This window comes from Microcoleus vaginatus PCC 9802 (assembly GCA_022701275.1).
GTDB lineage: Bacteria > Cyanobacteriota > Cyanobacteriia > Cyanobacteriales > Microcoleaceae > Microcoleus > Microcoleus vaginatus_A.
In genome coordinates this window covers 1,529,654-1,553,030 of sequence record CP031740.1, presented here as the reverse complement: position 1 = coordinate 1,553,030, position 23,377 = coordinate 1,529,654, and the positions used below count along the sequence as shown (strand labels likewise).

The window sequence follows — 23,377 nt, the reverse complement described above, 5'->3', positions numbered from 1 at the left end:
TTTAGATTTATGCACAGGTTATTAACTGGGAAACTGCGAATAGAGTATTTAACAATACCAATCGCTAATCTTCCAGCAAATCTATCAGGTACTAAAATTGTACAGCTTACTGACTTTCACTATGACGGGGTGCGGCTGTCGGAATGGTTGCTAGAAGAGGCGATTGCGGCAGCAAATGAAGCCGAACCCGACCTGATTTTTTTAACTGGTGACTTTATTACCTACGACCCCGCACCTATTTACACCTTAGTGCAGCGATTGAAAAATTTGCAAAGTCGGACGGGAATTTACGCGGTTTTGGGCAATCACGACCACTATTGGCCGAGGGCAAAAACAGAGGTTACTAATGCTTTAAATAGCGTCGGGATTCGGGTTTTGTACAACGAAGCAATCTATCCTTTGGGCTCAGAATTGGCTTTAGTTGGGTTGGCAGATTTTTGGTCTGGCGATTTTGCGCCTAAACCTGTAATGGCATCAATAAATCCCGCGATTCCTCGGATTGTCTTGTCTCACAATCCCGATACTGCTGAAAAACTGCAAAATTGGCGGATTGATTTGCAGTTATCTGGGCACACTCACGGCGGTCAAATCGTTATTCCCGGTATCGGGCCTTTGTACGCTTGGGTCAGAAAAATTGGCTATTTGATTCCTAAACGAATCCGAAAGTTCATTCCTTTGCTGTCGGCTTACGATCGAGTAGTTACTCACTGGGAATGGGCTAGCGGTTTGCATCAGGTGGGGAGTAATTTGCTGTACGTGAATCGCGGTTTGGGAACTTATTCGCCGGGAAGGCTATTTTGTCCCCCGGAGGTGACAGTAATTACTTTGGTTTGTCAAGATACGTAAAGGCTGGTTTAGGGTGCATACTTTGCCGATAACAAATAATATAGCAGAAGGCAGAAGGCAGAAGGAGCTTCGGCTTCGCGAGTGGGTAAAAAAAAGGAATTGGGTACAATTTATATTATTAGCTGGCTTCTCCAAAGCGGTAGCCTCTGCCGTAGACTGTGTGAATTAGCACCGATTCGCCCGGGGCTTCTATTTTGCGGCGCAGCAGGCGAATTTGAGCGGCTAATACATTGCTGCTGGGTTTTTCCGCTTCACTCCACAAATACTGGTGGATTTGTTCGTGTGTTAGCAATTGACCGGTATGGCGCATTAAGTATTCTAATAACTGGCATTCTTTTTCTGATAAGTCAATTGTGCGATCGCTCCGATAAGCTAATTGATTGTCGTAGTCTAGCTGTAAATCTGCAACTTGTAGCCGCCCGACAGCAACCTCGGCATCAATAGTAGGAGGCCGCCGCAGTAATGCGCGGACTCTGGCTAGCAGTTCTCGCAGTTCAAAAGGTTTGACTAAATAGTCGTCTGCACCAGCGTCGAGTCCTTGTACGCGATCGTCTACGGTATCTTTGGCGGTGAGAAAGAGGACTGGCGTACTCCGTCCTTGCGATCGCAACTTTTGGCAAATTGCCAGTCCGGTTTGTCTCGGCAGCATCCAATCCAAAATTAGTAAATCGTAATTGCCCTGCATGGCTAAATTGCTGCCACTTGCTCCGTCAAATGCCACATCAACTGTATAACCTTCGCGGGTTAAGACTCGACTCAAAGGGTCAGTTAACTCAACTTCATCATCAACTAAAAGAATCCGCATCCTGATTTCAAATTTGAGATTTGAGATTTTAGGTTAAGTAAACTAATTGTCCCTAGATTTTAATGTGCGGAATACTTTCCGTTTCGCTGCAAGCTGCTGCTACCCATTCCTGGATTGCAGGCAAGGCTAAAATAGCCTCCGCATAAGCTTTGGCTGATGAATCTAATTTGACTCCGTAGGTGACAAAACGCATAACAACGGGGGCAAACATAGCGTCAACAACTGTGAATTTTCCGAATAGCATATTGCCGCCTGTTCCGAATTTTTGGCGGCATTCGCGCCAAATGGCAAAGATGCGATCGATCTCTGCTTCTACACCGGCAGTCATCCCTTCTCCCGGATAGCGGTTGCGGCAGTCCATCGGCATATTGTCGCGCAAATTTTGGAACCCCGCGTGCATTTCAGCGCAGATGGAACGGGCGATCGCCCGTTCCGCTACATCCGCCGGCCACAAATCATTTGCAAAGCGATCGGCGACGTATTCGCAAATTGCTAATGATTCCCACACTTTCAGATCGCCGTCGATTAAAACTGGCACTTTTCCCGAGGGAGAATAGCGCCGAATTTCTTCATGCGTTGTAGGCCAGTCTAAAGGGATTCTCACCTCGGCAAATTCCAGTCCAGCTTGTTTCATCGCCAGCCAAGCCCGCAGCGACCAAGACGAATAATTTTTATTACCAATAACAAGTGTCAATTCGGTCATAGTTGAGCTTTCAGCTATTTGCAATCGCCAGTTAAATTTTAAGTTTTAGAGTTGAATACACCAAGGCGGGAGACTGAATGACGAGCCTCTTCGAGGGCTTCGCTAACGCGCGATCGGCCCGTTTTCTGCACCAGCCTCTGCAAGGATTTTAGATTAACAGCCTCCCAGCGTTCCGCGTTTTTCTGCAAACTGCGATCGGGGGGCGCGATCGAACACGCTTGATTTCACATAAGATGAGAAGCCTGTTACCCTGGGGATGCTGGCGTGGTTAGCGGTAGGTACGGCTACTGTATAATCCATTTCCTCGGCCTCTAGACCGCCGCCTGAGAGGATTTCATCTACTGTAATTTTCAGGAAATCCGGGTCTACACTGTGACATTCTCCGTCAAATTCTTGACTCTCAAACTCTTGATTTTTTTCCATACTGACCGCCATTTAAAAATGTGACTCTCTAAAAAGTTACTAAATATAATATATCCTCAAACAAAGGATCGAGCAATACCCAAAATTTATTTTCCGCTAGGAACTCTATGTGTTATTCTGAGTTTGGTAAAAGCTGTTTATGCTTGTGCCGAGATCGCCCCTTCCAAAATTGAGCAATTTACCCTCTAAAAATTGACATGATTACTGTTGCACTTCCCAAAGGCGGATTGTTAGGAGATAGCATTCGCCTCTTTAAATCGGTTGGATTAGACTTCAGTGCTTTTCTCGATTCCTCTAACCGACAACTTCAAATATATGACCCGACCGGTACTGCCAAAGCTTTGCTAGTAAGGACGCACGACGTGCCGGTTTATGTGGAATACGGTCAAGCGGATTTGGGGATTGCTGGCTATGATGTTTTGCGGGAAAAAAAGCCGAAAGTTGCCAATTTAATTGATTTAAAATTTGGCAAATGTCGGCTGTCGGTGGCGGTGAAGGAATCTAGTTCTTATCGACGAACTGTGGATTTGCCTCCTCACGGTAGAGTTGCTTCTAAGTTCGTACACTGTGCAAGGGAATATTTTCACAATTTGAATTTGCCGGTGGAAATTGTGCCGCTTTACGGTTCTGTGGAGTTGGGACCGATTACGGGTATGTCGGAGGCAATTGTGGATTTGGTTTCTACTGGCAAAACTTTGCGAGAAAATGGTTTGGTGGAAATTGATGTTTTATTTGAAAGTTCAGCTTATTTAATCGGTCATCCTCTGAGTTACCGTTTGAATACTGGAGGTGTGAATGAGTTGATCGGGAAGTTGAGAGAGCAAGTTTTGACGACTGTTTGATGCTAACTCCAATTAGAGTAGACTTATTGGATAAATCTTTCATTAATAGGGAAACCACAGACGCAACGCAGGATAGCTGGGGACTTTTGCAATAAGTCTAAACTATTGTAGGGTGGGCTTGTAGCTCGCCCTAAAAGTTAAATCTTTAGGAAGTGCTATTTCCCGGTATAAAACCTAGTTTTTCCTGGCAGCGATTTATATAAAAACGGACAACGGTATCCGCAGGATTTTGTTCGATTAGTTGCTGAAAATATCCCAAGGCGGCGACAATTTTTTCGGATTGCCATCCTTGAATTCCTTTGTCAAATAAACCCTGGGTAAGCTGCTTTGCTTCTGAGTCGGGACAGGAGGCGGCCCAGATTTCGTAGATTTCTATAGCTTGCTGCTTGCCGCGCGGGGTTACTCGATCGATCCAGCGATAGTAATAATTGTTGCTTGGCGAATAGCTGCCTGCCGCAGTCGCCCCAGAAGTAGAAATAATACTCTCCTGTGTTTCCACTTCCAAGTCGCACTTTAATAATAGACTTTCTTTTGAGTGTGAACTCAGACTTATGCCATTTAGAAATTCTCTTGCATGAACGATCGCATTTTCGCTAACAATAATTTGGCAACCGTATATTTTAGTTAAATTTTCTAACCGAGAAGCTGTATTTACGACATCGCCGATGACTGTAGAGTCCATGCGGCGATCGGAACCCAAAGTACCGATCATGCCGATACCTGTGTTAATTCCCGTACCAATATTGACGGGATATTCTAAATTGTATTTATGGCGGCTGGCATTAAAATCTTGCAAAGTTTCTTGCATTGCTACTGCGGCTTCGATCGCATCCATAGCGTGAGAATTCGGCTTGTCAAATACCGCCATAATTGCATCGCCTAGGTATTTGTCAATAAACCCCCCATGAGACGTTATGCAATCGTTCATTTGAGTAAAAAAAGCGTTCAACCATTCAAAAGTCTCGCAAGCTTGTTGAGATTCGGCGATCGTAGTAAAGCCGCGAATGTCGCAAAATAAAATAGTCAGCTCTTCTTCTGTGACATTGCCCAACTGAATAGATTCTATTCCTTGCGGTGCAATTCGTTCGAGAAGTTGCTCCGGCACAAATAGCTGAAATTTTTCTGAAAGATATTCGTTTGCCTCCCAAGCTGCGGCGATTTGACGCTTGCTTTGCTCTTTGACTTGCTGGTTTAATTGGGAAGATACAGCTTGCGATCGCATTTGACTCAACTGCAAAATATTTTCAACTTTCGCCAGCAACAAACGGCTGTTAAAAGGCTTTGTCAAATAATCGTCTGCCATCATTTCTAACCCTCTGAGGCGAGAGGAATCGTCGTCGAGGGCGGTCAAAAAAATCACGGGTACAGTTTGCAATGCCGTATCCTTCCGCAGGATCTCGCAGACATCAAAACCGTTCATCTCCGGCATCATAATATCTAGTAAAATTAAATCCGGTCGAGATGCGCGGGCCAGAGAGAGGGCTTCATGGCCAGATTGTGCCGATACTGTGGCGTATCCTTTCACGTGCAATAACTCTTCCAGTAAAGTCAGATTAGCTGGCTCGTCATCAACCAACATGATGCAGGGCGACTTGTTTGACATCGAATATATATATTGAATTTATTGAATTTAGCTCGGGACTGGCGCGTGTGGAAGCTCGAAAACTGGTTAATTCGTGTCTTTCTCGTTACTAAACTCGATATTTTTCGTATGAACCGGGTTTCTGAGGCAAGTGTGCGCCAGTCCTATAGATATTTATCTACTATTGAGTTTAACCTTTCTTGTTATCAATTATAATAAATGGCTGCGCTGGAATTACAAATAATTATTGTTAGCCCAGATAAGAACGGACAGTAGCGATCGTCAAATTCAAATCCAGCGGCTTGCTCAAATAAGCAGAAGCGCCAGCTTCCAAACATCGATCGCGGTCACCGGGCATCGCCATCGCCGTCACCGCAATCATCGGTACCGACTCCCAGACAGGATTGGCTTTAACTCGGCGCATCAACTCAAAGCCGTCAACATCCGGCAACTGAATGTCCATCAAAATCAAATCCGGCAGCAACTCCGGGGCAGCAGAGGTGGCGAGAATACGATCGACCATCGCCTTCCCATCCGCGAGTATCTCTACCCCGTACCCCTCCAATTCCATCACTTCAGAAATTAACATTTGGTTAAAAGGCTGGTCTTCGACAACCAAAATCCGCTTGCTGCCAATTGGTAAAGCAATCGCACAAGCAGGGATTAATTTCGAGTCCAAAGCACAAGAAGCAAAGTTTCCCAACTGTTGACGCATCTCCGTCAAAGGCAGCCAAACGCGGAAAAGACTTCCCCGATCGCAAACCGATTGAAAAGAAACAGTCCCCCCATGTAATTCTGCCAGACGCTTAGTCAAAGCCAAACCCAAACCTGTACCTTCGTGCCGCCTAGTCAGGGAAGAATCCACCTGTTGAAAAGGTCGAAATAGCAAGTGCCAGCGGTCTTGAGGAATGCCGATGCCGGAGTCTTTCACTTCAAAACAAAAATAAGGAGTGCTGGCATTTACAGGAGAACAATCCGGCCGGTAGTCGCTGTTTATTTCACTGCCGTAGACGAGACGCCCGGTGAGTTTAACTTGTCCCTGTTCAGGGGTAAATTTGATGGCATTGGAAAGTAAATTAATTACAATTTGTCGCACTCGCCGTTCGTCGAGCAAAACTTTAGTAATGCGGTAGTCGAGTTCTAAAGACAAACCGATTCGCTTTTTGTCTGCCCGTGGCTGCATCATTTTGAGACAGTCTGTCGCGAGTTCGTGAACGCGAACCGGCTGTAAATTGAGTTCTACTTTCCCCGCTTCAATTTTAGACAGGTCGAGAATATCGTTGATTAGCTGCAACAAGTGCTGGCCGCTTTTTTCGATCAGTTCTACATAGTTGATTTGTCGATCGCTCAACAGTCCGGCTGTTTGGCGCAGCAGCAAGTCAGAAAAGCCGAGAATGCTGTTGAGAGGCGTCCGCAATTCGTGAGACATTGAGGCTAAAAACTCAGATTTCAACTGAGAAGAATACTCTAATTCTTCATTAACTTGGCGCAGGTTCTCTTGTGTCTGAGCCCGCTCAATCGCTGCCCCCAGAGTCCGGCAAGCAGCCTCCAGCACTTCTTGGTGGACGGCGGCTTGCAGTTTTTTGATGTTGCGGGACTCCAGCGTCAGCACTCCGATGATCGTGCCGTTGGTAGCTGCGATCGGAAAGATGCCCAGTTGTCCGATTGCCACATGCCGAAATTCCGGCACGGCATTGGGATGCTGGGCATAATCCTCGACAAGCAAAGGTTTACCAGTTTTGACCACTTCCCACAGCAAACCGATGCCGTAGGGAATGCCTTTGTCGAGCAATTCTTGCATTCCTGCAACTACGGGTTCCCCGTAACTAGCCAGAAATTGAGTAGAAATTTGGTTGCAAATCCCCGTCGCTTGGCGATCGTTTCCCTTGCCGCTAATCACCTTGACATCTCCGAAAGCAGCATTCATTGCCTCTACTAGATAGGTGAGGGCAAACTGACCTATTTCTTGCAAACTGTCAGATTTTTGCAGGCGTTCGGTTAAACCTAAAAGAAAGCTCAGCCGCCTGACTTCTGCGTTCAAGCTAGCTTGGGAGTTTTGGTATACCGTCACATCTCTAAAAGTAAACAGCCGTCCGCCGCTGTTGGTAATCGTGGCGCACACCTCCAAACAAACCGCATTGGATTGCTCGAAATAAAATGATAAACTTTCACGCTGAGATTTTTCGAGGGCTTGCTGAAACTCTTGCCACTGTTGAACAGACAAGTAACCCCGATCGACAATTTCCGCAAACAGCAAGTGGCACTTCGGCTTTGTTGCCAGCCATTCTGGGGACAGTTCCCAGATTCGGGCCAATTTGTTGTTAAACAAAACTAAGCAGTCAGACGAGTCGAACAGAGCAATCGCATTGTCTACTTGATTGAGAATTAGTTCTTGGTCGGCCCTCCATTGCTGCGAGTCTATCTCCATTTTTTTTTCTGTAGCTCTTAGTTTTGTTGTCATAACTTTCTACGGATATGGCAAGACTTCTTCGATCACCCTTTACTTAATTTGACATAATTTTAGGTTTTTTGGCAGTGAGGGCGATCGATCGGCCTTGTGATCTGAGACACTTGCTGGTTTCCGTGGGCGATCGGAGCCACCTTTGATCTGCGTTGGCTACATTGCTTAATCATCAGGTAATAAGGAGGGAAATTCTTATGACAGAAGCAGAATTTTTTAATAACAATGCTGTCGAACTTGATGGCATCTAACTTGAAACTCTTGTGTCCAACCCTGTGCTAAATTGACCCATAATCAAAACTAATTCCGGCGATAAGAAATCAGCATATAGCAATCCTCGCATCATTTGTGAATTTCTTACTTCCCAGCGAGCGGGTTCGGGGAGGGTTGGGGTGGGGTAAAAAATTTACGACTCCTGCAAGGATTGCTATATGTCAAATGCAATCATGAGCTTACCCTTAAATTTTATTAGCAATAACTTGGTTATTTGGATTAACTCCTCAAGCAAGTGTTGGATTCAAAAACATAGGCATAAGGCGCGCCATAAGCACCCGGAGACAGTGATATCAGTTTCAAAAAAGCAACTGTAGGGTCGTGTTCCCAACCCATACACAATCAGTTATTCCCAATAATTTAATCTAAAATTGTGCGACTGAGCGCTCACGCCGAAGTCTAAAATCTACAATGGTATGAGTTATTACGATCGCACTTATGAGTAAGGTGTGCAGTGCACACCCTACAAATGTGAGTTAAGCTAATCCGCATTTAAATTGCAGAGTAAAATAAATCTTTACTCTTGTGGGGTGGGCTGGAAAGCCCGCACTTAACATACAATTTAAATGCAGTACAGGTTAGAGCGTAAGTATGGTTAATGTTTCTTAGGATTTTTCGGAAAAGGAATGCCCAAACTTTCGTGAAAAACAACCTGAGTTTTATAAGTCAAGCGCCGGTTAACTTGTTTGATGATTTTTTCCAAAAGCGCATCGCCGGTTTTTTCTATTAAAGGTTGAGACATCGATCGAATAAACTTGGGAAAGCAAACCCCCACAGCCAAATCCAGCTTCCAGGTAGTAATGGTAATCGCAGGCGGCAGCTTAGCACGTTCCGAGCTCGGCCAATCGGCGGCAAACTCCTGAGAGGGTATCTCCACTAGCTTCATTGCCGATCGAAAATCCACTTCATACCCAGGCGAGGTATAATCCGGAACCGGAATAGTCTTAATCAAATAGCAGCCTTCAGCGTCAGGCGGCAGCAACTCTAAACCAATTCTCGCTTCAACACGGTAGCCGAAAGCCCCAAAACGCCCGATTAATAAATCATAGCCGTTTTCTCCGAGCGGCTGGGCCTTCATCGGCGAAGCGCACTGGCAAAACCAAGTCTTGTGGTTGTTCAAATGGTTGGCCACCGTCTCCGCATCGGCGTACATCTCCATGCTGTCTTCAAAATGCGTGTGAAACCAAATCGGCTCAACTTCCTCTCCTGCATCCGCGCTTCCACTTTCGGGCTCTCGGAAACTCGCATCTGGGTAGTAATTTTCGTCAGAAGCTTCAACAGTTTGATATTCAGCGGAATCCTGCCTCATTGTATGCTCTCCTGTTATACACGCCAATCGATCGGGTTGGGGATGTGTTAAGGGAGTTTCCTCCCTACAATTGAGAAATTGATAGTAACAAAACTTACCCTAATTCAGCATAACTCGACTTATGAAAGCATTTGTAGCAGGAGCCACAGGTCAGACTGGCCGCCGCATCGTCGCAGAATTGGTCAAGCGAGGTATTCCCGTGCGCGCCTTAGTCCGAAATCTAGACACAGCTAGACAAATTTTACCACCGGAGGCTGAGTTAGTGACTGGGGATGTATTAAATGCAACTTCCCTGGGCGATGCCATCGGCGATAGTACGGTATTGCTGTGCGCGACAGGGGCGGCCCCTGGTTTTGACCCGACAGCGCCTTACAAGGTGGATTTGGAAGGTACTAAAAATTTGGTGGATGCAGCTAAGGCTAAGGGCATTGAGCATTTTGTGCTTGTGACTTCTCTGTGCGTCTCTCAGTTTTTTCACCCGCTGAATTTGTTCTGGCTGATTCTGGTTTGGAAGAAGCAAGCCGAGGAATATTTGCAAAAAAGCGGCTTAACTTATACGATCGTCCGTCCGGGCGGTCTCAAAAATGAGGATAATTCAGATGCGATCGTCATGACTGGTGCCGACAAAATGTTTGAGAGCAGCATTCCCCGCACCAAGGTAGCCCAAGTGTGCGTGGAGGCGCTGTTTCAGCCGACTTCTCGCAACAAGGTTGTGGAAATTGTGGCGAAGTCAGAGGCTCCGCAAAAGAGTTTTGAGGAGTTGTTTGCCAGTGTGATTTGATTGAATTAGCCTCGCTTGGGTTCGGTGCGTTAGACCAAAAACACTTTGATTTGGATCTGAGATGTTGCACCATTGTCAAGAACAGGCAAGATGCCTGTTCCACAAAAAGTGCATTTTCTTGTGGGGTGGGCATCCTGCCCGCCCAAAAAAGGCTTATCGAGAATGGTGCAAGATGTGATTTGGGTCAAAGATTTGGGCTGACGCACCCTACAAGAATTTTCCGATCGCCAAATCTGGCAAAATCTTAATAGTTTTACGATTCGCCCTTAAAATTTCGTTCTCCCAGCATGAAAACTCTCAAGTGGCCAGCTTGGTTCCCCTATCCGATTTCGTGGTTAAGGGCATTTGCTCTCGCTCAGAGTTTTAGTTTTGTCCTTCGCAGGGGCATTCCTTTTGTCAGCGACGATATCGGCTTTCTGACTCTACTGCTGGCGGCTTGGCTGATTCAGTTGCCTTTGTTTTTTGTGTTTCACTTGTTCGCCGTCAAAATCTTAAATCCCTTACTAATTATGCTGCCGGGGCGCTGGCGCGTTGCGCGCAAGTTCAAGCGCAGGCACACAGGTATTCGATCGCACTTGCGAGAAGGCTTGAATGCTGTTGTAGTGATTTTTTTTGCCTTTAATCTGTCGCTGTTGGTGCAACTTGCGATTTTTTATTGGCCCGCGCGATCGATCGCTCCGGCTCAGTTACTAGCAGGAATATCTACTCTAACAAATGTTGCCATAGCGGGTGAATTAGATTTCTGGCTGCTCAAATTGGCGGGGGTTTTATCGAGTTTAACGCTGTTAGCGGCCCCCCTATATCAATACGATTTTCGGGTGCGCCGGATGCGGGTGGCTCGCAAATTAGCCGAAATTTCGGAAATGGAAATGACTTTGCTGGAATCTGAGAAATTGGGCCGTCGAAAAAGAGGTTTGCTGAGGCGATCAGAGATTCAAATCCTGGGATTTATACTTTTAATCGGCGCTGTGATTGGCGGCGGTGTTTTTTTGGTTGACAGTTTGCGGGGAAATCAGCAGTTGTCGGAGTCGGTAAGCGGGGTGGGAAAATTTCCGCCGCTGGCTATGAAAACGGGCGATCCTTACATTCGGGCGCTGATGCGTACTATTTCTGCTAGCGAGTCGAATGTTTCTCGCCCTTATCACGTTGTTTACGGTGGCAAATATATATTAGATTTGAGCCGCCATCCTGACTGGTGCGTGAAGATTGTTAATGGCCCGAATCGAGGCAAGTGTACTACCGCTGCGGGCAGGTATCAATTTCTGACTACGACTTGGAAGGAGAAGGCTAAGCGCTATCAGGCGCGTCGTGCTAATTTTTTATTCTGGGAAGATTACAGTTTTGAACCAGAAGATCAGGATGCTGTGGTTTATGCTTGGTTGAGCGATCGCAAGTTTTGGAAAGCTGATATTCCTGAGATGTTGCGGCAGGAAAGATTAACTGAGGTATTGCGGATGCTTTCAGGAACTTGGACGAGTTTGGGATATGGAATTGAGAACAATTCTATGAGTTCTCGTTTGCCGAAAGTCTACCGGGAAATGCTGCGGGAAGAATTGGAAAATGCTGGTTCTTAGGGAGTTAAATGTTGGCTGTTGATGGTTGACGGTTAACTGTTAACGACTGTTATTGGTTATTAACAAGCCAAAGCGATTAAAAAATAACCCCTAAGAAGTAACGAGTAACTAATCCTTCAATTTGGGTAAAAATGCTGTCAAACATTTGTACAATTCTAATCCCGATCCAGCTTGCAGCGGATAAAGCTTGTCGAAATTAATGGGGTTTCCCGGTGCTAATTTCCACTCGGTTTTCTGGGCTGTTTTTGGGGAAATTTCGATCGCTACCGTGATGTTAATAATGTTGTTGTGCTGGGGGATGCCCCGGAAGCAGTAACTTTTGCCAGTGCGTTTGTCTGAATCGCTGCCGGTGATGTATCTGTCTTGTTTGCGAAATTGGACTTCTCTGAAAGGTCGATCTATCGCAAAGGAGTCTCGGTAGCGGTAGTCTCCGTCGCGCAAGATTTCGACAGTCGGCTTGATTTGACTTATAACTGTTGGTGGACTAAGAGTTAGCATCATTGATCCGCGTTCCTCTTGTAAAATCGGTGATTTTGCTGCCTGGTGGCTGAGTCGCTGTGGGCGATCGGCTTAAACAAAAGCGCCGTGTAAGAAATTAATAAAAGTTGTTATACGGTTTAAGTTTATCCCTGCCTATCCTGAATAATTATTTCATGATTTCATCTCTGTTACCTATCTGAGTAATAATAAAAATATCCAGCAAAGCCTTAAAAATTTTACGGGCGCATATTAGGGATTAATTGACGATACTGCGAGGATACTGCTATGTTTTGCGTGACCCGAGAAACAAAAAATTTAGAGCGGGTTGAAACCGGAAATTCCCAACGCCGAGACTCTTTCACCTCTGCCTCTAAAAGTACCAGTATTCTCCGATCGCGAGTTTACAAAGATGAGGCTTTGGTGTCTGCTACCTTGGCCGGACTGCCAGCTCTTTTGGCATCCCTCGAAAGCTTGGGCGAGCAGTAGAACTTGGCATTTTCTATTGCTATATATGGCGCATGGAGATTTGTGATAGCGCCTGCAAACCGAGCAGGGGCTGTTTTGATTGCACCTAAAATTCTCCTCGATTTGAGTTGAGTTTTGCTCTACTGAACTCTTCCGGGACGCAGAAACCTGGCTGTTTACACAAGAACATTTTTACAGCCCTTTGTTAGGGTATGAAAAATGGTATAAAAACCCGGTTTCTTGGTGTGTGTGCGTAAGTCTTGTGTTAACAAAATTTATTTGTGAGTGTCGTCGGGTGCGTTCGATGCCTCTACCTCTTGGGAGGAACGGCTTAACATAGAGTCGTGCAGGTGTTCGTTGTGCTGCCTTTCTTGAGCCATTAATTCTCTGGCTTTTTCTTCAGCAATTCCTTCGCTAGGTGTTTCTAGCTCGTGGGAAGAACGGTTGAGCATAGAGTCTTGCAAGTGTTCGCTATGCTGCCTTTCTCGTGCAATTAGTTGTCTAGCTTTTTCTTCTGCGTTCATGAGTAGTTTCTCCAATTGCTTGTTAGAACCGATTGTTATATTAAGATGCCACACTTCGAGGGTAAAGGTAGCAAAATTAACAGAAAATTTTACAAAAAATGGATAAATAGTTGAGTATGCTGGCGGTGGGTATCGGGAGCGGTGGTTGCCGAGCTAATTATTGCCAGACGCCGGAAAAGATATTCTTGACTGCGATCGCAATTCGATTTAAGTCTTCCTTCAGCAGCGGTGGCCAAGAAACTCCTCTGCCGAGTCCAGCTTCAAATTGCTGCAAACCTTCTACGGACAGTAAATGCAGTGCCGAGATCAATTGTCGATCGAGCATTGGAGATTCTTGCAGCCCTTCAAACAATATTTTTAAAGCTAATAAAATCGATGTCACCTGTCCGGGCACGGGGGGCTGACCTTGTTTGAGACGCATCAGGAAGGCGTCGGGATTTTTCTTGGTTTCCAGGGCGGTTCCTTGGTCGATCAGAAAACTGCGGGCTGTTTTGTAATCCATTTGACGTGCGATCGATCTTCTGCAATTAATTAGCTGGCATTATATCACTTTTTGTCGCGCTCAATTTGGTAATATATTTCCATACAGCCTACACTACAGCTACTCGTGAGGTGCGCCCATAAGCACGCTACAGCTACTGATTAGAGGCGTAGCATTCATCCCACAGTCGCCTTGAGCGAAGTGAAACGGACAGGGAAAAATAAAACAATGGCAAAACACCAAGGAAATAGCAGAAAATTCAAGATTTATCGCTACTTGTGGCTGCTTTTTTTGTGTCTGAGCTTTCTGTTAGTTCCGCTCATCAAAAAAATAGCGGCTGATACGCCATTCCCCCCACCCGCTCCTATTGAAAATAATGCTACTTTTGGAGCGAGGATTCAAAGGACGATGGGGCTACTTGCAGCTAGCACTCCAACAGACCGCCGCCAAGTGCGTATCCTATTCTACGGTCAATCCATCACAGAACAAGATTGGTGGAAAGATGTAGTGAAGGATTTGAGACAGCGATTTCCCAATGCAGATTTGATTGTGGAAAATCGGGCAATCGGAGGATTTGCCGCCCCGATTTTAATTCGTCCCAGCGAACACGATTTGTATCCTTTTTATCCAGACTTGCTAATTTTTCACGTCTACGGAGGCGGTGAAGATTACGAAGCCATAATTGCCAATGTCCGCAGCCGCACTGCTAGCGAAATACTCTTGCATTCAGACCACATCGACTGGATGCCGACAGGCAACAGCGACGATCCAAATTCAGTCAGCCGATACGAATGGCACAACACTCATTCTACTAAATGGCTGCCGGAGTTAGCCGATAAATACGGCTGCGAAATCGCCGAAATTCGTGAACCTTGGATGCGGTATTTGAAAGATCATCGCTTGCAGCCCAAACAGCTATTGAACGATGAAATTCACCTCAATGATTGGGGAAATTTTCTCCTAGCTGCTCTTATAAAACCGCACCTGCGATACAAGCCAAATTCTTTTCAACCGCCGCAGGATTTAGTGAAAACCTATACAGTTGGCAGGGATGTTAAGTGGCAAGATGGCAAGTTGGTTTTAGAATTTGAAGGAAATAGAATAGATGCGATCGCCGATAAAACCTTCAACGGCAAGGCAGTGTCTGCTAGAATTGCGATCGACGGCAAAAAACCCTCAGAATTTCCTGAACTTTACAGCATCACCAGACCTAGCGCTAGCCTTGGCGTTCCTTGGCCCGCTATTCTCCAAGTATCCAGCCAAAAACCGCTAATCGTCGAAGATTGGAAAGCCGTAATTACTGAGATTAACAGCGACGCCAGCAAGTTTAAATTTGACGTTGTAGGTTCTAAAACAGGTTACGACGGCAGCGGTACAAACGACGAAATGTTTGTCTCAAACTCTGGCCGCGTCGTGATTGAACCGAGAAACTGGTGGCTGAAAAATTCTTATGAATACTCTAAAAAACCGACGCCTAAAGGCTTTGAGATTTCCTGGCAGGTGCGACCAATGTTTGTTGATTCATACGTTCCTCCACAAATTGCAGATGCAAGCCGCGAGTATTCTACAACATTGGCTCAGAATTTGAGCAACTCCAAACACATCCTCGAAATCGTCCCCGAAACAGATGGGAAAGTGCCTATTCAGGCAATTCGAGTGTATCGCCCTCCTTTCTCCAATCTACCATCTAAAGTTGAGAGTCTTAAACCGCAGAGCTCAGCGAATGAAGGCAAATAAACGCTGATCAAATTGCATCAGCGTTTATTTGCCTTCATCTGCGGTTTAAAAAATCTTCATGTTGATTTTATAGCAGTCGCCTTGGCGGCGTAGGGCGTTGATGATTGTTCAAACCCTTAATATTTAAGCATCTTGACTCCTGACTCCGGCTATAATCGCCAAGATTATCAACTTCTAGAAATTCCCAACTCGTGAAACATCAACAGCGATAAACATAAACCCGCCACATAAATCAACACCCAAGAAGTTACCACCGCCGCCGTGGCAGCTTTGCCTACTCCTTTGCCTCCGCCCAGCGTCGTCGCAAAATGCCACCGCAAAAGCACCTCCCATCACCCCAACCGCCCCAAAGCGCACCAATTCTCTGGCTGATTGAAATGTAAAAATCATGCCGCCAAACAAGGCTATTAGCTGCAGGGATCGGAAAGAATCCAGGCCTACTGTTACTAAATGTTCCATGATTTTGCGGCGGTCAATTTTGCCGATTAGTATGCGTAGCAGCACTTTGTCGCCCAGGAACAACGTCACAAAAAACCTTTGAAACCACCTGTTATTGAAGGTTTCATCTAAATGTCGATCGCGCTTTTCTTGGTATTTTTTAACCAATGACTGAGGGCTCGCAATTAATTGCAAACAGGGCGAAGCACTGCCACATAGAGATTTTCGGCAATCCTACAGCAATTATTGCACGATTTGTCAACATATATTTTCAGTCGGCTTGCCCTGCGGTTGGTGTACTCTACCTTTTTAGACTTTAGATTGGCAGTGATTGATTCTGTGGTAATCCTCACTCATTTCCCAATCTAAAATCTAAAATCTAAAACCCTAGGACTACTCCGCAAGTAATAAGTCGATAAACTTATCCAACTTTTCCTTATACTTTTCGGCTTGAGCCTTGCCAATTTTCACCAGTGCGGATATCTTCTCTTCCGAGGCATCATCAATCGGCAGCGGCTCTTCTTCGTGGCTCAAATCTGGAGTAATTCTCAAATATTGATTGGGTCTTTCAACCGCATCATAAATTTGGATTAGTTGATAATTTACAGTTTCAGCAACTCCCGTCATCATGATATTAATCAAAGGCTGAACCCACTCAACTTGACCCCAATTTTTCGCTTCTTCGTAGGGAAATTTTTTCTGAGCTTCTCCTGTCCCCAGCGATAAAATTACCATATCTTTTGCTGTCGGGCCTTTATCATGGCGATCGTCGGGAATTCTGAATTTATTTCTAACTTCTGCATAGGCACAAAGTGCGGGATTGTTTGCGAAAACTCCCCCGTCAATTAAAGCGTAGGGTTCGTTGGTCAAAGAGCGGATTTTGGTAGGTTCAAAGAAAGTGGGAGCTGCAGATGTGGCTCTGGCGATATCTCTAATCAAATAGTCTTCGGCTGGATATTGTTTAGCATCTATTTGATCAAAAAAGTGAGCTTTTCTCCTTTCGATGTCGTAACTGGAGATTAAACAAGGTTTCAGCAGTTGGCTGAGTTGGCAATCTCCAAAGTTTTCCAATAAGAATTGTTCTAAGCGCTCGCCGGGATATTTCTCATCTATCCAACCGTCTATAGATCTGAGTTTTTGCCACAATGAACTCTTAAAAACGTCGCGGCCGCTCTCAATCGAAAAATTAACAGCATCTTCGGCCGACCACCGAGGTCTGGTGGGATTTTTGGCGTCAGGATACAAATAGATGCAAGTTAAAATTCCTCCCGCACTTGTACCCGCGATTAAATCAAAATAGTCAGCTATTCTCGCCTCCGGGTTGCCACTTTTTTGTTGCAGCATTGACTCAATGCTAACTACAACTTGCGCCGGAATAATCCCTCTAATTCCCCCTCCATCTATGGATAAAATTCTGGTATATTTAGCCATTATTGTTGCCTATTCTAGATGTTTGCTCGTTTCCTAATCTCAAATTCCCAAGCCTCCGAATTCATGCACCGCTCAATCTCAGCTCTCCCATCTCAAATCTAAATTTAATTGGCGAGCTGCGATCGTATAGCGAAAAATGTATTCTACAATTTCTACGTAATTGTAGGCGGCCGCTGGCGAGTCTGCCCAGACTGTGATGCCGTGATCGCGAATTAATAAAGCGGGTACAGACGCCGCTGAAACGGCAAAGAATTCGCGAATTTCCTTGGCTATTTTAGGCACTTCCAAATAATTTGCAAATAGGGGTATCGCCACCTGGGGCTTTTCCTCCCACACCCCCAAACCTTTCAGCATTTCGATCGCGGGTAAAGGCACGGCATCCCCTACTGTTAGCCGAGAAACTAAATTTGCCTCGATAGAGTGAACGTGATAGCAAGCTTTAGCGTTTGGAAAACAATTGTAAACGGCTAAATGAATGCTGGTTTCGGCCGAAGGGCGGCTGTCGGCAACAGGTTGCTCGACAATTGCGCCGTCTGAGTTCATTCTGATAAAATCTTGTTCAGTTAACTGCCCTTTGGCGCGGCCGCTAGCAGTAATCCAAAAACTGCCATCTGGCAAGCGGGCTGAAAGATTGCCAGCAGTCCCAACCATCCAACCGCGATCGTAAAAATGTTTTGCTGCTGCAATTAAATCCGATCTCAAATCGCCACTCATTCTTTATAATTCCTCAGTTTTTTATCTACTTTTTACATTAATAGGAATTGCGCTGGTCTATCTAAAGGTAGGGTAATCCCTGCAAAGTTTACCAATACATATAGCTCTCAACGTAGGGTGAGCCATCAGCATTTTACTAAATACCCATACCGCATAGTGCGATTTTTTGGTCGCAATTCCTACTAGAGTTTCAATTCCATTTCTGGGACAAACTTTCCAAGATATCAAAAAAATTATCCCATTTAGTATAAGGCTTTTGCTGTTCGTCTAGATACTCGGCAAGCCGATCGCGCGCAAACACCGACGAAGCGTGCAAAGCCATATTAAAATCCGTCAGCGAATCTCCAATCGCCACCTGTTCCTCGGCGGGGTGCTGCGCCATCACCCGCACCTTAGACACCAATTCCTCATCTCCTTCCAACTCAGAATTGACTTGCAACCGAGGGCCGCTAGCGTCCACATCCACAGCGTAAATAACGCTCGCCCGGTTTACCAAATCGCCCATTACCGTCTCTACCATAATCCGAAGACCGCCGGAAACGATCGCAAAATCTACCTTTTTCTCGTCCAAAAAATCCAGCAATTCCAACAATCCCGGCCGCATCAGCCTTCCCCTAGAAAATTCCACAATTTCCCCGTAACATTCCGAAGGAATAGACTCTAATAACTGCCGCACTCCCGAGCGCAAACTCAGCCTTCTAGCGTATATTTCAGGCATTAGTTGAGACGACAATTCCGGTGCGAAATGCTTGAGCATTGCCACAAAAGTTTCTTCAACGGTTATCGTGCCGTCAAAGTCGCAGAATACCACCCGTTGCTGATTGTTCGGGATTGAAGATTTTTGCTTGTCATCGGTCATTGTCAGTCGCACCTTTCGAGAACGGGAAAAGTTTACACAATTCATCGTACACTGTCGAGCGATCGAGCGCGACTGCCCAAAACTAATAGTGACGCGCTGTTTGTTAGCAATTTCCCGCAGGATTTTATGCAGATTCTTCGAGAGAATCTTCATCTTCCAGGGAATCTTCATCTTCCAGGGAATCTTCCAGGGAATCTTCCAGGGAATCTTCCAAGGAATCTTCTACGTCCTGCTGTTGGTTTTTTGTCTTTTGGGGGTTAGACTTAGCCGGCAAACAGATTAAATTATCATCCTCAGTATTAATCAAACCTTTCGATCGCAACTTACCCATCAGGCGCGTCACCGTCACCCGCGTTGAGCCGATCGCGCTGCCAATTTGAGCGTGAGTCAAGGCCCAAGGCAGCCGGTAGCCCCGAACCACATCCGGTTCGCCGTCACCTACGTAAGGTTCGCCGAACTCCTCGATCAACAAAGTGAGAAATCCCAACAGTCGGTCGATCGTCCGGCGCTGTCCCAAAGTGCTAAGCCAGAGAAGTTTCCGCTGGTGCTGGTAGCGAAACGCATCCAAAATTTCCCTACGAAAGTGAGGCCAATTATCCAAGTCGTGCCAGTACATCCACACTACGTGAGTTTGATCGGCATGAGCGTAAGCTTGGAGAGTAAACGGAGACTGAGCAACCAGTTCAAATGGCTGACCGGCGCCGACGAAGCCCAAAAAAGCTTCTTCTGTAGTTTTATCAGCGGATTTTGACTTCGCCGCTGCTGCGCTAACTTGAGCGTTGCCTACGAGCCGCACAGAACCTTTCTGCACTAAATAGAGCAGTCCGGGTCTTGCGGGAATCCGCTCATCTTTGCTAAAAGTCCGGCAGCGGTAGTGTTCCTGCGCCCAGTCGATAATTCGCTGCCAAGTGATAAAAGGTCGATCGATAGTCTCTAGAGGTGTGGAAGTTGATTGCATAAGTGAGGCTCTGGGATATATTTAATAGTGAGAAAAACAGCTTCTGCCAGCAGTGCGATACAAAGTGAGACAACCAACCCCCGATCAAGCTTGCACGCTTCTTAACTATGCTGACTTTTCTGTGTTTTACCGAAAAATTCAATGTAGCAAAAAATACATCAAAATGGTAGAGTTCAGCAAAAAATTTGTCGTAAATTATTGTATAGCTAGCAAACAAATCGCTAGAAAGCACATTAATTCGATGTAGCCCCGCCCCGGGGAGCCGAGCGACTATCTCGGACATCAGCAGTTTAACGTACAAGAACAGTGCAAGTGGTAACAGTTGATCGTCGCTGTTACCGTAGGATCAGCCGATATGGATACAGCAAATATCTCGCAGTACCCGGAAGTTACACTGAAGTGTTTCTTGCTTTCCAAGTTCCAAAGCGCGATCGCCCAGCAGGGAACACTCGGAGAAATTCCGTTAAATCGGAGTAAAGATAGCGCGCGGGTGCTGTACGTGTCTGCGATCGCTCTGAAATTGACTAAAACTTGGCAGCAGACACCGCAGACAATCGCGGCACAGTTGGCCGAAACACTCGAACCGCTGTGCTACCCTGATTTCGCCGTTAAAGTAGCGCCGGCGGGAATTATCGAGATGGAGTTGACTGATGCAGGTTTAGCCGTCTGGTTGCAGCGTTTAGCTCAAACGAACCTCCCACTTCCAGAATCTCGAATATTATCTCCTGTTGTGTCAGCCGATCGACTGTTTCCCATTCAGTACAGCCACGCGCGCTGCTGTTCCCTGCTGCGAATGGCCCACCGCGATCGCATAATTTCGATCGCCCAGCCCGATGTGACTACAGCGCCGCAAATTTGGTCCCTAGCGAGTCCAAATCCTATCCCTTGGATTGACGAGGGCGATCGATTGCGGTTAGTGCATCCAGCAGAACGCAGTTTAATATCGCAACTGTTAACAGTGCTAGACAATTTATATCCTACTTTTGAGGTAAAGAACCGCGAAAAACCTGTCAATTATTTCAAATTAGCCAATAGTTTGAGCGAAGCATTTCAGATTTTTTACAGCCAGTGCCGAATTTGGGGTAAAGTTAAAATAGAACAGCCCAAACTCGCCCAATCCCGCTTGGGTTTAATATTAGCAACTCAATCTGTGCTGCGATTTATCCTAGAAGAATTATTGAACGCTCTTGCTCCTTTAGAACTTTGAGTTTGTTCCCATTTTTAGCAACCTTTATTCATACCAAGAGGTGGGTTTCCGAAATTTCCCTTGACTTCTTCCATCTGAAAAACTCTCTATTTTATCGGGTTCACCATGAAAAATCCAGTAACCTACTGTCGCATATAAAATTTATAAAAACTTAGCTATTTATTGATTAACTATTAATAATGCAATTAATAATTTTTCTCTAATTTGGGCATTCTTATTTTCCCTAATTTATTTAAGTAATCTTTCTTTTGGCTTTTTAGAGAGGTAATTTTTAGCTGGCATCTCTGGCTGGGTTCCTTAAAATACTTAATCTTATATTATACAATTAACCTGCGTAGCAGCTCATCTATTGGCTATTCAGTATGCTCGAAACACAAGAAGAAGATTATAGAACGAATCCTCTCCCTCTTCAGGAAATCCAAGAGGATATAGCCTTACCAGAGACGGTACTTCTGACCACTCCGCCTCTAAAACTTTCCAAACCGGAAACTCGGTCAAGCCTCAGAGCACTAACTTTGGAGAGTGTCTTCGCTACGCTTTTTTACAGCATCATCGGCGGCGCGTTGCTCAGTAATTTCTTGCTGGATTTGGGGGCTGGCCCAGTCGAAATTGGTATGCTCGCCTCCATTCCTCAACTGGTAAATCTGCTCCAACCGTTCGGAGCTTATATAGGAGACCGACTGCAGAGCCGCCACTGGTATTCCCTCTGGATTTTCGGACTGTCGCGAGTGCTGTGGCTGATTCTCGTGCCAGCAATGTGGTTGGGAGGCTCATTTCAGCTCGCTGGACATCAGGTAGTGCAGTTGACATTGGCAATCATCTGGGTAACTCAAGTCTTAGAATCTTTAGGTCGTGCTTCCTTCTTGAGCTGGTTGGCGGTTTTAGTACCTCAGCGGTTGCGCGGGCGGTATTTTGGCTTTCGCAATAGTGCTGTCAGCTTGACGAATCTCATTGGTGTGCCGTTGCTGGCTCTAGTGGTATCGAGCTGGCCCGGTGGAAGGCTCCAAGGTTACAGTGCCATCTTGGTTTTAGGAATTGTGCTTGGCATCATCAGTCTAGGTTGTCAGTTCTTTATGACCGATGTGAACCCAAAGCTTGTACACGTCACGCATTCAGATATAGGCGAAAAATCATCCATAGGGGCAATTTTTAGCTTTCTCAAGGAAGCCAATTTTTTAAAGTTTTTGCTTTACTCTGGCCTATGGAGCTTTGCCGTTAACGTCAGCGCTCCCTTCTTTAACCTCTATCTGCTGGATAACCTAAGTATAGATGTCAGTGTGGTAACGCTCTACAACAGCTTAGGAGCGGGTGCTAACTTACTGATGCTGGTTTTTTGGGGCAAACTGGCTGACCGGGTTGGGAACCGCCCGATCATGATAGTAGTGGGAATCTTGGTGGCTCTGACCCCTGTGCTCTGGCTAGAAGCTGGAACGGCTCCAATTTTTATATGGGTCTGGTTCCCGCTGTTGCACATCATCGGCGGTGCAACGTGGGCGGCGATCGACCTGTGCAGTGGTAATCTGATGATGTCGGTGACACCACTACGCAATCAGTCCCTTTACTTTGCGATCGCGGCGGCGGTTCCTGGTGTCACTGGGGCAATGGGAATCACCCTTGGTGGCTTTATCGCCACTTTGACCAATCTCGGTGGCTTGCCAGGAGTGTTTGCCCTCTCAGCCGTCTTACGACTGGCGGCTCTCCTGCCCTTGGTTGTTGTTCGCGAGCAGCGTTCTGTGTCTTTGGGTAAGTTTTGGCTGCTCTTGTTGCCCGCTTGGTGGAGAAGAGTGGCTATTGAACCTGGAGATATCAGGTTTCAACCATTAATAGTTGAACAGTTGGGCTCTGCGCCTGAAAGCTCAGGCGATCGGTCTTCAACAGTTGATTGATTGTACGGCACAAAAGGCTAACTTAGCTCAGACAAATGCAGAGTCTGTAAATTTTCGCATAAAAGGCGAGTCCAACCCCAGTACGATGTCGTTTTTGGCTACGCATAACTGCACCAATTCTTCTGCAAAATCAATTTCCGTCCCGTTGTACTGAAGTTAAATTTTGCCCTCTTTTAGATCAAAGTTAGGAATTACGTCGGCACACTATATGTAGTGTGCCGACAAAGGGATGTCGCGTTTGCTCTCATGAGCCATTTTTTGTCACTTCGGGGAGAGTATAAGACGCCGGCACCACATCTGTAATAACTACTCGATCATTAAAAACAGTCCCAAAATAATTCATAAAAGAGTCTATAAACCCTTCTCAAAGTGTTAAAATGCTCATCATATCCTCTAAGATGTGACGGTTGTTGGGTCGCTTTTTTTCAGAAATATAAAGTCTGGCAAATCGGGATAAGTTTTGTATTATATCTAATTATTTTTTGGTGCGTTCAACATTTTTTACGAGGCCGATCGAGCTTTGAGAAAAGATCGCCAATTCTCCCGCTCGTCAATCGCTTCTGGAACGGCGATGCTCAATTTCAGCAGTTGACGAGCG

At 45.8% G+C, this 23,377-nt stretch carries 22 protein-coding genes and 2 pseudogenes; 9 read left to right on the top strand and 15 right to left on the bottom strand.

Going from position 1 to position 23,377, the window contains the following annotated elements; genetic code table 11:
* Window positions 1–9 precede the first annotated feature (9 nt).
* Window positions 10–846 (top strand): metallophosphoesterase, encoded by an 837-nt coding sequence (locus D0A34_06425; protein UNU18556.1) that lies wholly within the window; start codon window positions 10–12, stop codon window positions 844–846.
* A gap of 118 nt (window positions 847–964) precedes the next feature.
* Here the strand turns inward: D0A34_06425 and D0A34_06420 are convergent, their stop codons facing one another.
* From D0A34_06420 to D0A34_06410, 3 genes are all read right to left on the bottom strand, one after another.
* Window positions 965–1,651, bottom strand: a complete 687-nt coding sequence (locus D0A34_06420; protein UNU18555.1) for a DNA-binding response regulator — start codon at window positions 1,649–1,651, stop codon at window positions 965–967.
* A gap of 52 nt (window positions 1,652–1,703) precedes the next feature.
* Window positions 1,704–2,354, bottom strand: a complete 651-nt coding sequence (locus D0A34_06415; protein ID UNU18554.1) for a glutathione S-transferase family protein — start codon at window positions 2,352–2,354, stop codon at window positions 1,704–1,706.
* 153 nt (window positions 2,355–2,507) lie between these two features.
* Window positions 2,508–2,777 carry a hypothetical protein gene (locus D0A34_06410; GenBank protein UNU22198.1) on the bottom strand — a complete coding sequence of 90 codons (270 nt, stop codon included), beginning with the start codon at window positions 2,775–2,777 and terminating at the stop codon, window positions 2,508–2,510.
* A 197-nt stretch (window positions 2,778–2,974) separates the two neighbouring features.
* On the opposite strand from D0A34_06410, the gene D0A34_06405 reads away from it, so the two are divergent.
* Window positions 2,975–3,619 carry an ATP phosphoribosyltransferase gene (locus D0A34_06405; GenBank protein ID UNU18553.1) on the top strand — a complete coding sequence of 215 codons (645 nt, stop codon included), beginning with the start codon at window positions 2,975–2,977 and terminating at the stop codon, window positions 3,617–3,619.
* A gap of 145 nt (window positions 3,620–3,764) precedes the next feature.
* Here D0A34_06405 and D0A34_06400 read toward each other — a convergent pair whose 3' ends face one another.
* The 3 genes from D0A34_06400 to D0A34_06390 all read right to left on the bottom strand — a co-directional run bounded on the left by D0A34_06400 (window position 3,765) and on the right by D0A34_06390 (window position 9,244).
* Entirely contained in the window at window positions 3,765–5,222 is a 1,458-nt protein-coding gene (locus D0A34_06400) for a response regulator (protein ID UNU18552.1), read from the bottom strand.
* A 229-nt stretch (window positions 5,223–5,451) separates the two neighbouring features.
* The gene (locus D0A34_06395) at window positions 5,452–7,623 is read right to left on the bottom strand and encodes a response regulator (GenBank protein UNU22197.1); all 2,172 of its coding nucleotides are present in this window, start codon (window positions 7,621–7,623) and stop codon (window positions 5,452–5,454) included.
* Window positions 7,624–8,530: 907 nt separating this feature from the next.
* The gene (locus tag D0A34_06390) at window positions 8,531–9,244 is read right to left on the bottom strand and encodes a DUF1997 domain-containing protein (GenBank protein UNU18551.1); all 714 of its coding nucleotides are present in this window, start codon (window positions 9,242–9,244) and stop codon (window positions 8,531–8,533) included.
* Between the two features lie 121 nt (window positions 9,245–9,365).
* Here D0A34_06390 and D0A34_06385 point away from each other — a divergent pair, with 121 nt between their 5' ends.
* The 3 genes from D0A34_06385 (at window position 9,366) to D0A34_06375 (ending at window position 11,599) form a co-directional block, all read left to right on the top strand.
* Entirely contained in the window at window positions 9,366–10,025 is a 660-nt protein-coding gene (locus tag D0A34_06385) for an NAD-dependent epimerase/dehydratase family protein (GenBank protein UNU18550.1), read from the top strand.
* Window positions 10,022–10,273, top strand: a complete 252-nt coding sequence (locus D0A34_06380) for a hypothetical protein (protein UNU18549.1) — start codon at window positions 10,022–10,024, stop codon at window positions 10,271–10,273. Before D0A34_06385 ends, D0A34_06380 begins: the two co-directional genes overlap by 4 nt.
* 621 nt (window positions 10,274–10,894) lie before the next feature.
* A complete protein-coding gene (locus tag D0A34_06375) occupies window positions 10,895–11,599 on the top strand; it encodes a glycoside hydrolase (GenBank protein ID UNU22196.1) in 705 nt (234 codons plus the stop codon).
* 108 nt (window positions 11,600–11,707) lie between these two features.
* On the opposite strand, the gene D0A34_06370 is transcribed toward D0A34_06375, so the two are convergent.
* The gene (locus D0A34_06370; protein UNU18548.1) at window positions 11,708–12,100 is read right to left on the bottom strand and encodes a hypothetical protein; all 393 of its coding nucleotides are present in this window, start codon (window positions 12,098–12,100) and stop codon (window positions 11,708–11,710) included.
* Window positions 12,101–12,364: 264 nt separating this feature from the next.
* On the opposite strand from D0A34_06370, the gene D0A34_06365 reads away from it, so the two are divergent.
* Complete coding sequence (locus tag D0A34_06365) at window positions 12,365–12,565, top strand: hypothetical protein (protein ID UNU18547.1); 201 nt, start codon at window positions 12,365–12,367, stop codon at window positions 12,563–12,565.
* 254 nt (window positions 12,566–12,819) lie between these two features.
* Here the strand turns inward: D0A34_06365 and D0A34_06360 are convergent, their stop codons facing one another.
* The gene (locus D0A34_06360) at window positions 12,820–13,068 is read right to left on the bottom strand and encodes a hypothetical protein (protein UNU18546.1); all 249 of its coding nucleotides are present in this window, start codon (window positions 13,066–13,068) and stop codon (window positions 12,820–12,822) included.
* 157 nt (window positions 13,069–13,225) lie between these two features.
* Window positions 13,226–13,570, bottom strand: a complete 345-nt coding sequence (locus D0A34_06355; GenBank protein UNU18545.1) for a Dethiobiotin synthetase — start codon at window positions 13,568–13,570, stop codon at window positions 13,226–13,228.
* A 207-nt stretch (window positions 13,571–13,777) separates the two neighbouring features.
* Here D0A34_06355 and D0A34_06350 point away from each other — a divergent pair, with 207 nt between their 5' ends.
* On the top strand, window positions 13,778–15,286 hold the full coding sequence (locus D0A34_06350) for an SGNH/GDSL hydrolase family protein (protein UNU18544.1): 1,509 nt from the start codon (window positions 13,778–13,780) through the stop codon (window positions 15,284–15,286).
* A 167-nt stretch (window positions 15,287–15,453) separates the two neighbouring features.
* Here D0A34_06350 and D0A34_06345 read toward each other — a convergent pair.
* The 5 genes and pseudogenes from D0A34_06345 to D0A34_06325 all read right to left on the bottom strand — a co-directional run bounded on the left by D0A34_06345 (window position 15,454) and on the right by D0A34_06325 (window position 19,686).
* Window positions 15,454–15,892: pseudogene (locus D0A34_06345) on the bottom strand (hypothetical protein).
* A 225-nt stretch (window positions 15,893–16,117) separates the two neighbouring features.
* Window positions 16,118–17,155 (bottom strand): patatin, encoded by a 1,038-nt coding sequence (locus D0A34_06340; GenBank protein ID UNU18543.1) that lies wholly within the window; start codon window positions 17,153–17,155, stop codon window positions 16,118–16,120.
* Between the two features lie 78 nt (window positions 17,156–17,233).
* Window positions 17,234–17,869, bottom strand: a complete 636-nt coding sequence (gene mtnB / locus D0A34_06335; protein ID UNU18542.1) for a methylthioribulose 1-phosphate dehydratase — start codon at window positions 17,867–17,869, stop codon at window positions 17,234–17,236.
* A gap of 190 nt (window positions 17,870–18,059) precedes the next feature.
* Window positions 18,060–18,728, bottom strand: a complete 669-nt coding sequence (locus D0A34_06330) for a 2-hydroxy-3-keto-5-methylthiopentenyl-1-phosphate phosphatase (protein UNU22195.1) — start codon at window positions 18,726–18,728, stop codon at window positions 18,060–18,062.
* Window positions 18,729–18,852: 124 nt separating this feature from the next.
* Window positions 18,853–19,686, bottom strand: a complete 834-nt coding sequence (locus tag D0A34_06325; GenBank protein ID UNU18541.1) for a Crp/Fnr family transcriptional regulator — start codon at window positions 19,684–19,686, stop codon at window positions 18,853–18,855.
* Between the two features lie 355 nt (window positions 19,687–20,041).
* Here D0A34_06325 and D0A34_06320 point away from each other — a divergent pair, with 355 nt between their 5' ends.
* Together D0A34_06320 and D0A34_06315 are read left to right on the top strand one after the other, a co-directional pair.
* Window positions 20,042–20,893, top strand: coding sequence for a hypothetical protein (locus D0A34_06320; GenBank protein UNU18540.1), 852 nt, complete (start codon window positions 20,042–20,044; stop codon window positions 20,891–20,893).
* A gap of 362 nt (window positions 20,894–21,255) precedes the next feature.
* On the top strand, window positions 21,256–22,779 hold the full coding sequence (locus D0A34_06315) for an MFS transporter (protein ID UNU18539.1): 1,524 nt from the start codon (window positions 21,256–21,258) through the stop codon (window positions 22,777–22,779).
* A 27-nt stretch (window positions 22,780–22,806) separates the two neighbouring features.
* Here the strand turns inward: D0A34_06315 and D0A34_06310 are convergent.
* A pseudogene (locus tag D0A34_06310) lies at window positions 22,807–22,971 on the bottom strand (hypothetical protein).
* Window positions 22,972–23,377 lie beyond the last annotated feature (406 nt).

Coding starts and splice junctions, on each gene's coding strand:
- D0A34_06370 (UNU18548.1), bottom strand. CDS start 12,100: ATGATGCTAACTCTTAGTCCACCAACAGTTATAAGTCAAATCAAGCCG.
- D0A34_06390 (UNU18551.1), bottom strand. CDS start 9,244: ATGAGGCAGGATTCCGCTGAATATCAAACTGTTGAAGCTTCTGACGAA.
- D0A34_06330 (UNU22195.1), bottom strand. CDS start 18,728: ATGACCGATGACAAGCAAAAATCTTCAATCCCGAACAATCAGCAACGG.
- mtnB (UNU18542.1), bottom strand. CDS start 17,869: ATGAGTGGCGATTTGAGATCGGATTTAATTGCAGCAGCAAAACATTTT.
- D0A34_06415 (UNU18554.1), bottom strand. CDS start 2,354: ATGACCGAATTGACACTTGTTATTGGTAATAAAAATTATTCGTCTTGG.
- D0A34_06325 (UNU18541.1), bottom strand. CDS start 19,686: ATGCAATCAACTTCCACACCTCTAGAGACTATCGATCGACCTTTTATC.
- D0A34_06320 (UNU18540.1), top strand. CDS start 20,042: ATGGATACAGCAAATATCTCGCAGTACCCGGAAGTTACACTGAAGTGT.
- D0A34_06350 (UNU18544.1), top strand. CDS start 13,778: ATGGCAAAACACCAAGGAAATAGCAGAAAATTCAAGATTTATCGCTAC.
- D0A34_06405 (UNU18553.1), top strand. CDS start 2,975: ATGATTACTGTTGCACTTCCCAAAGGCGGATTGTTAGGAGATAGCATT.
- D0A34_06425 (UNU18556.1), top strand. CDS start 10: ATGCACAGGTTATTAACTGGGAAACTGCGAATAGAGTATTTAACAATA.
- D0A34_06315 (UNU18539.1), top strand. CDS start 21,256: ATGCTCGAAACACAAGAAGAAGATTATAGAACGAATCCTCTCCCTCTT.
- D0A34_06410 (UNU22198.1), bottom strand. CDS start 2,777: ATGGAAAAAAATCAAGAGTTTGAGAGTCAAGAATTTGACGGAGAATGT.
- D0A34_06400 (UNU18552.1), bottom strand. CDS start 5,222: ATGTCAAACAAGTCGCCCTGCATCATGTTGGTTGATGACGAGCCAGCT.
- D0A34_06375 (UNU22196.1), top strand. CDS start 10,895: ATGACTTTGCTGGAATCTGAGAAATTGGGCCGTCGAAAAAGAGGTTTG.
- D0A34_06365 (UNU18547.1), top strand. CDS start 12,365: ATGTTTTGCGTGACCCGAGAAACAAAAAATTTAGAGCGGGTTGAAACC.
- D0A34_06355 (UNU18545.1), bottom strand. CDS start 13,570: ATGGATTACAAAACAGCCCGCAGTTTTCTGATCGACCAAGGAACCGCC.
- D0A34_06385 (UNU18550.1), top strand. CDS start 9,366: ATGAAAGCATTTGTAGCAGGAGCCACAGGTCAGACTGGCCGCCGCATC.
- D0A34_06420 (UNU18555.1), bottom strand. CDS start 1,651: ATGCGGATTCTTTTAGTTGATGATGAAGTTGAGTTAACTGACCCTTTG.
- D0A34_06360 (UNU18546.1), bottom strand. CDS start 13,068: ATGAACGCAGAAGAAAAAGCTAGACAACTAATTGCACGAGAAAGGCAG.
- D0A34_06340 (UNU18543.1), bottom strand. CDS start 17,155: ATGGCTAAATATACCAGAATTTTATCCATAGATGGAGGGGGAATTAGA.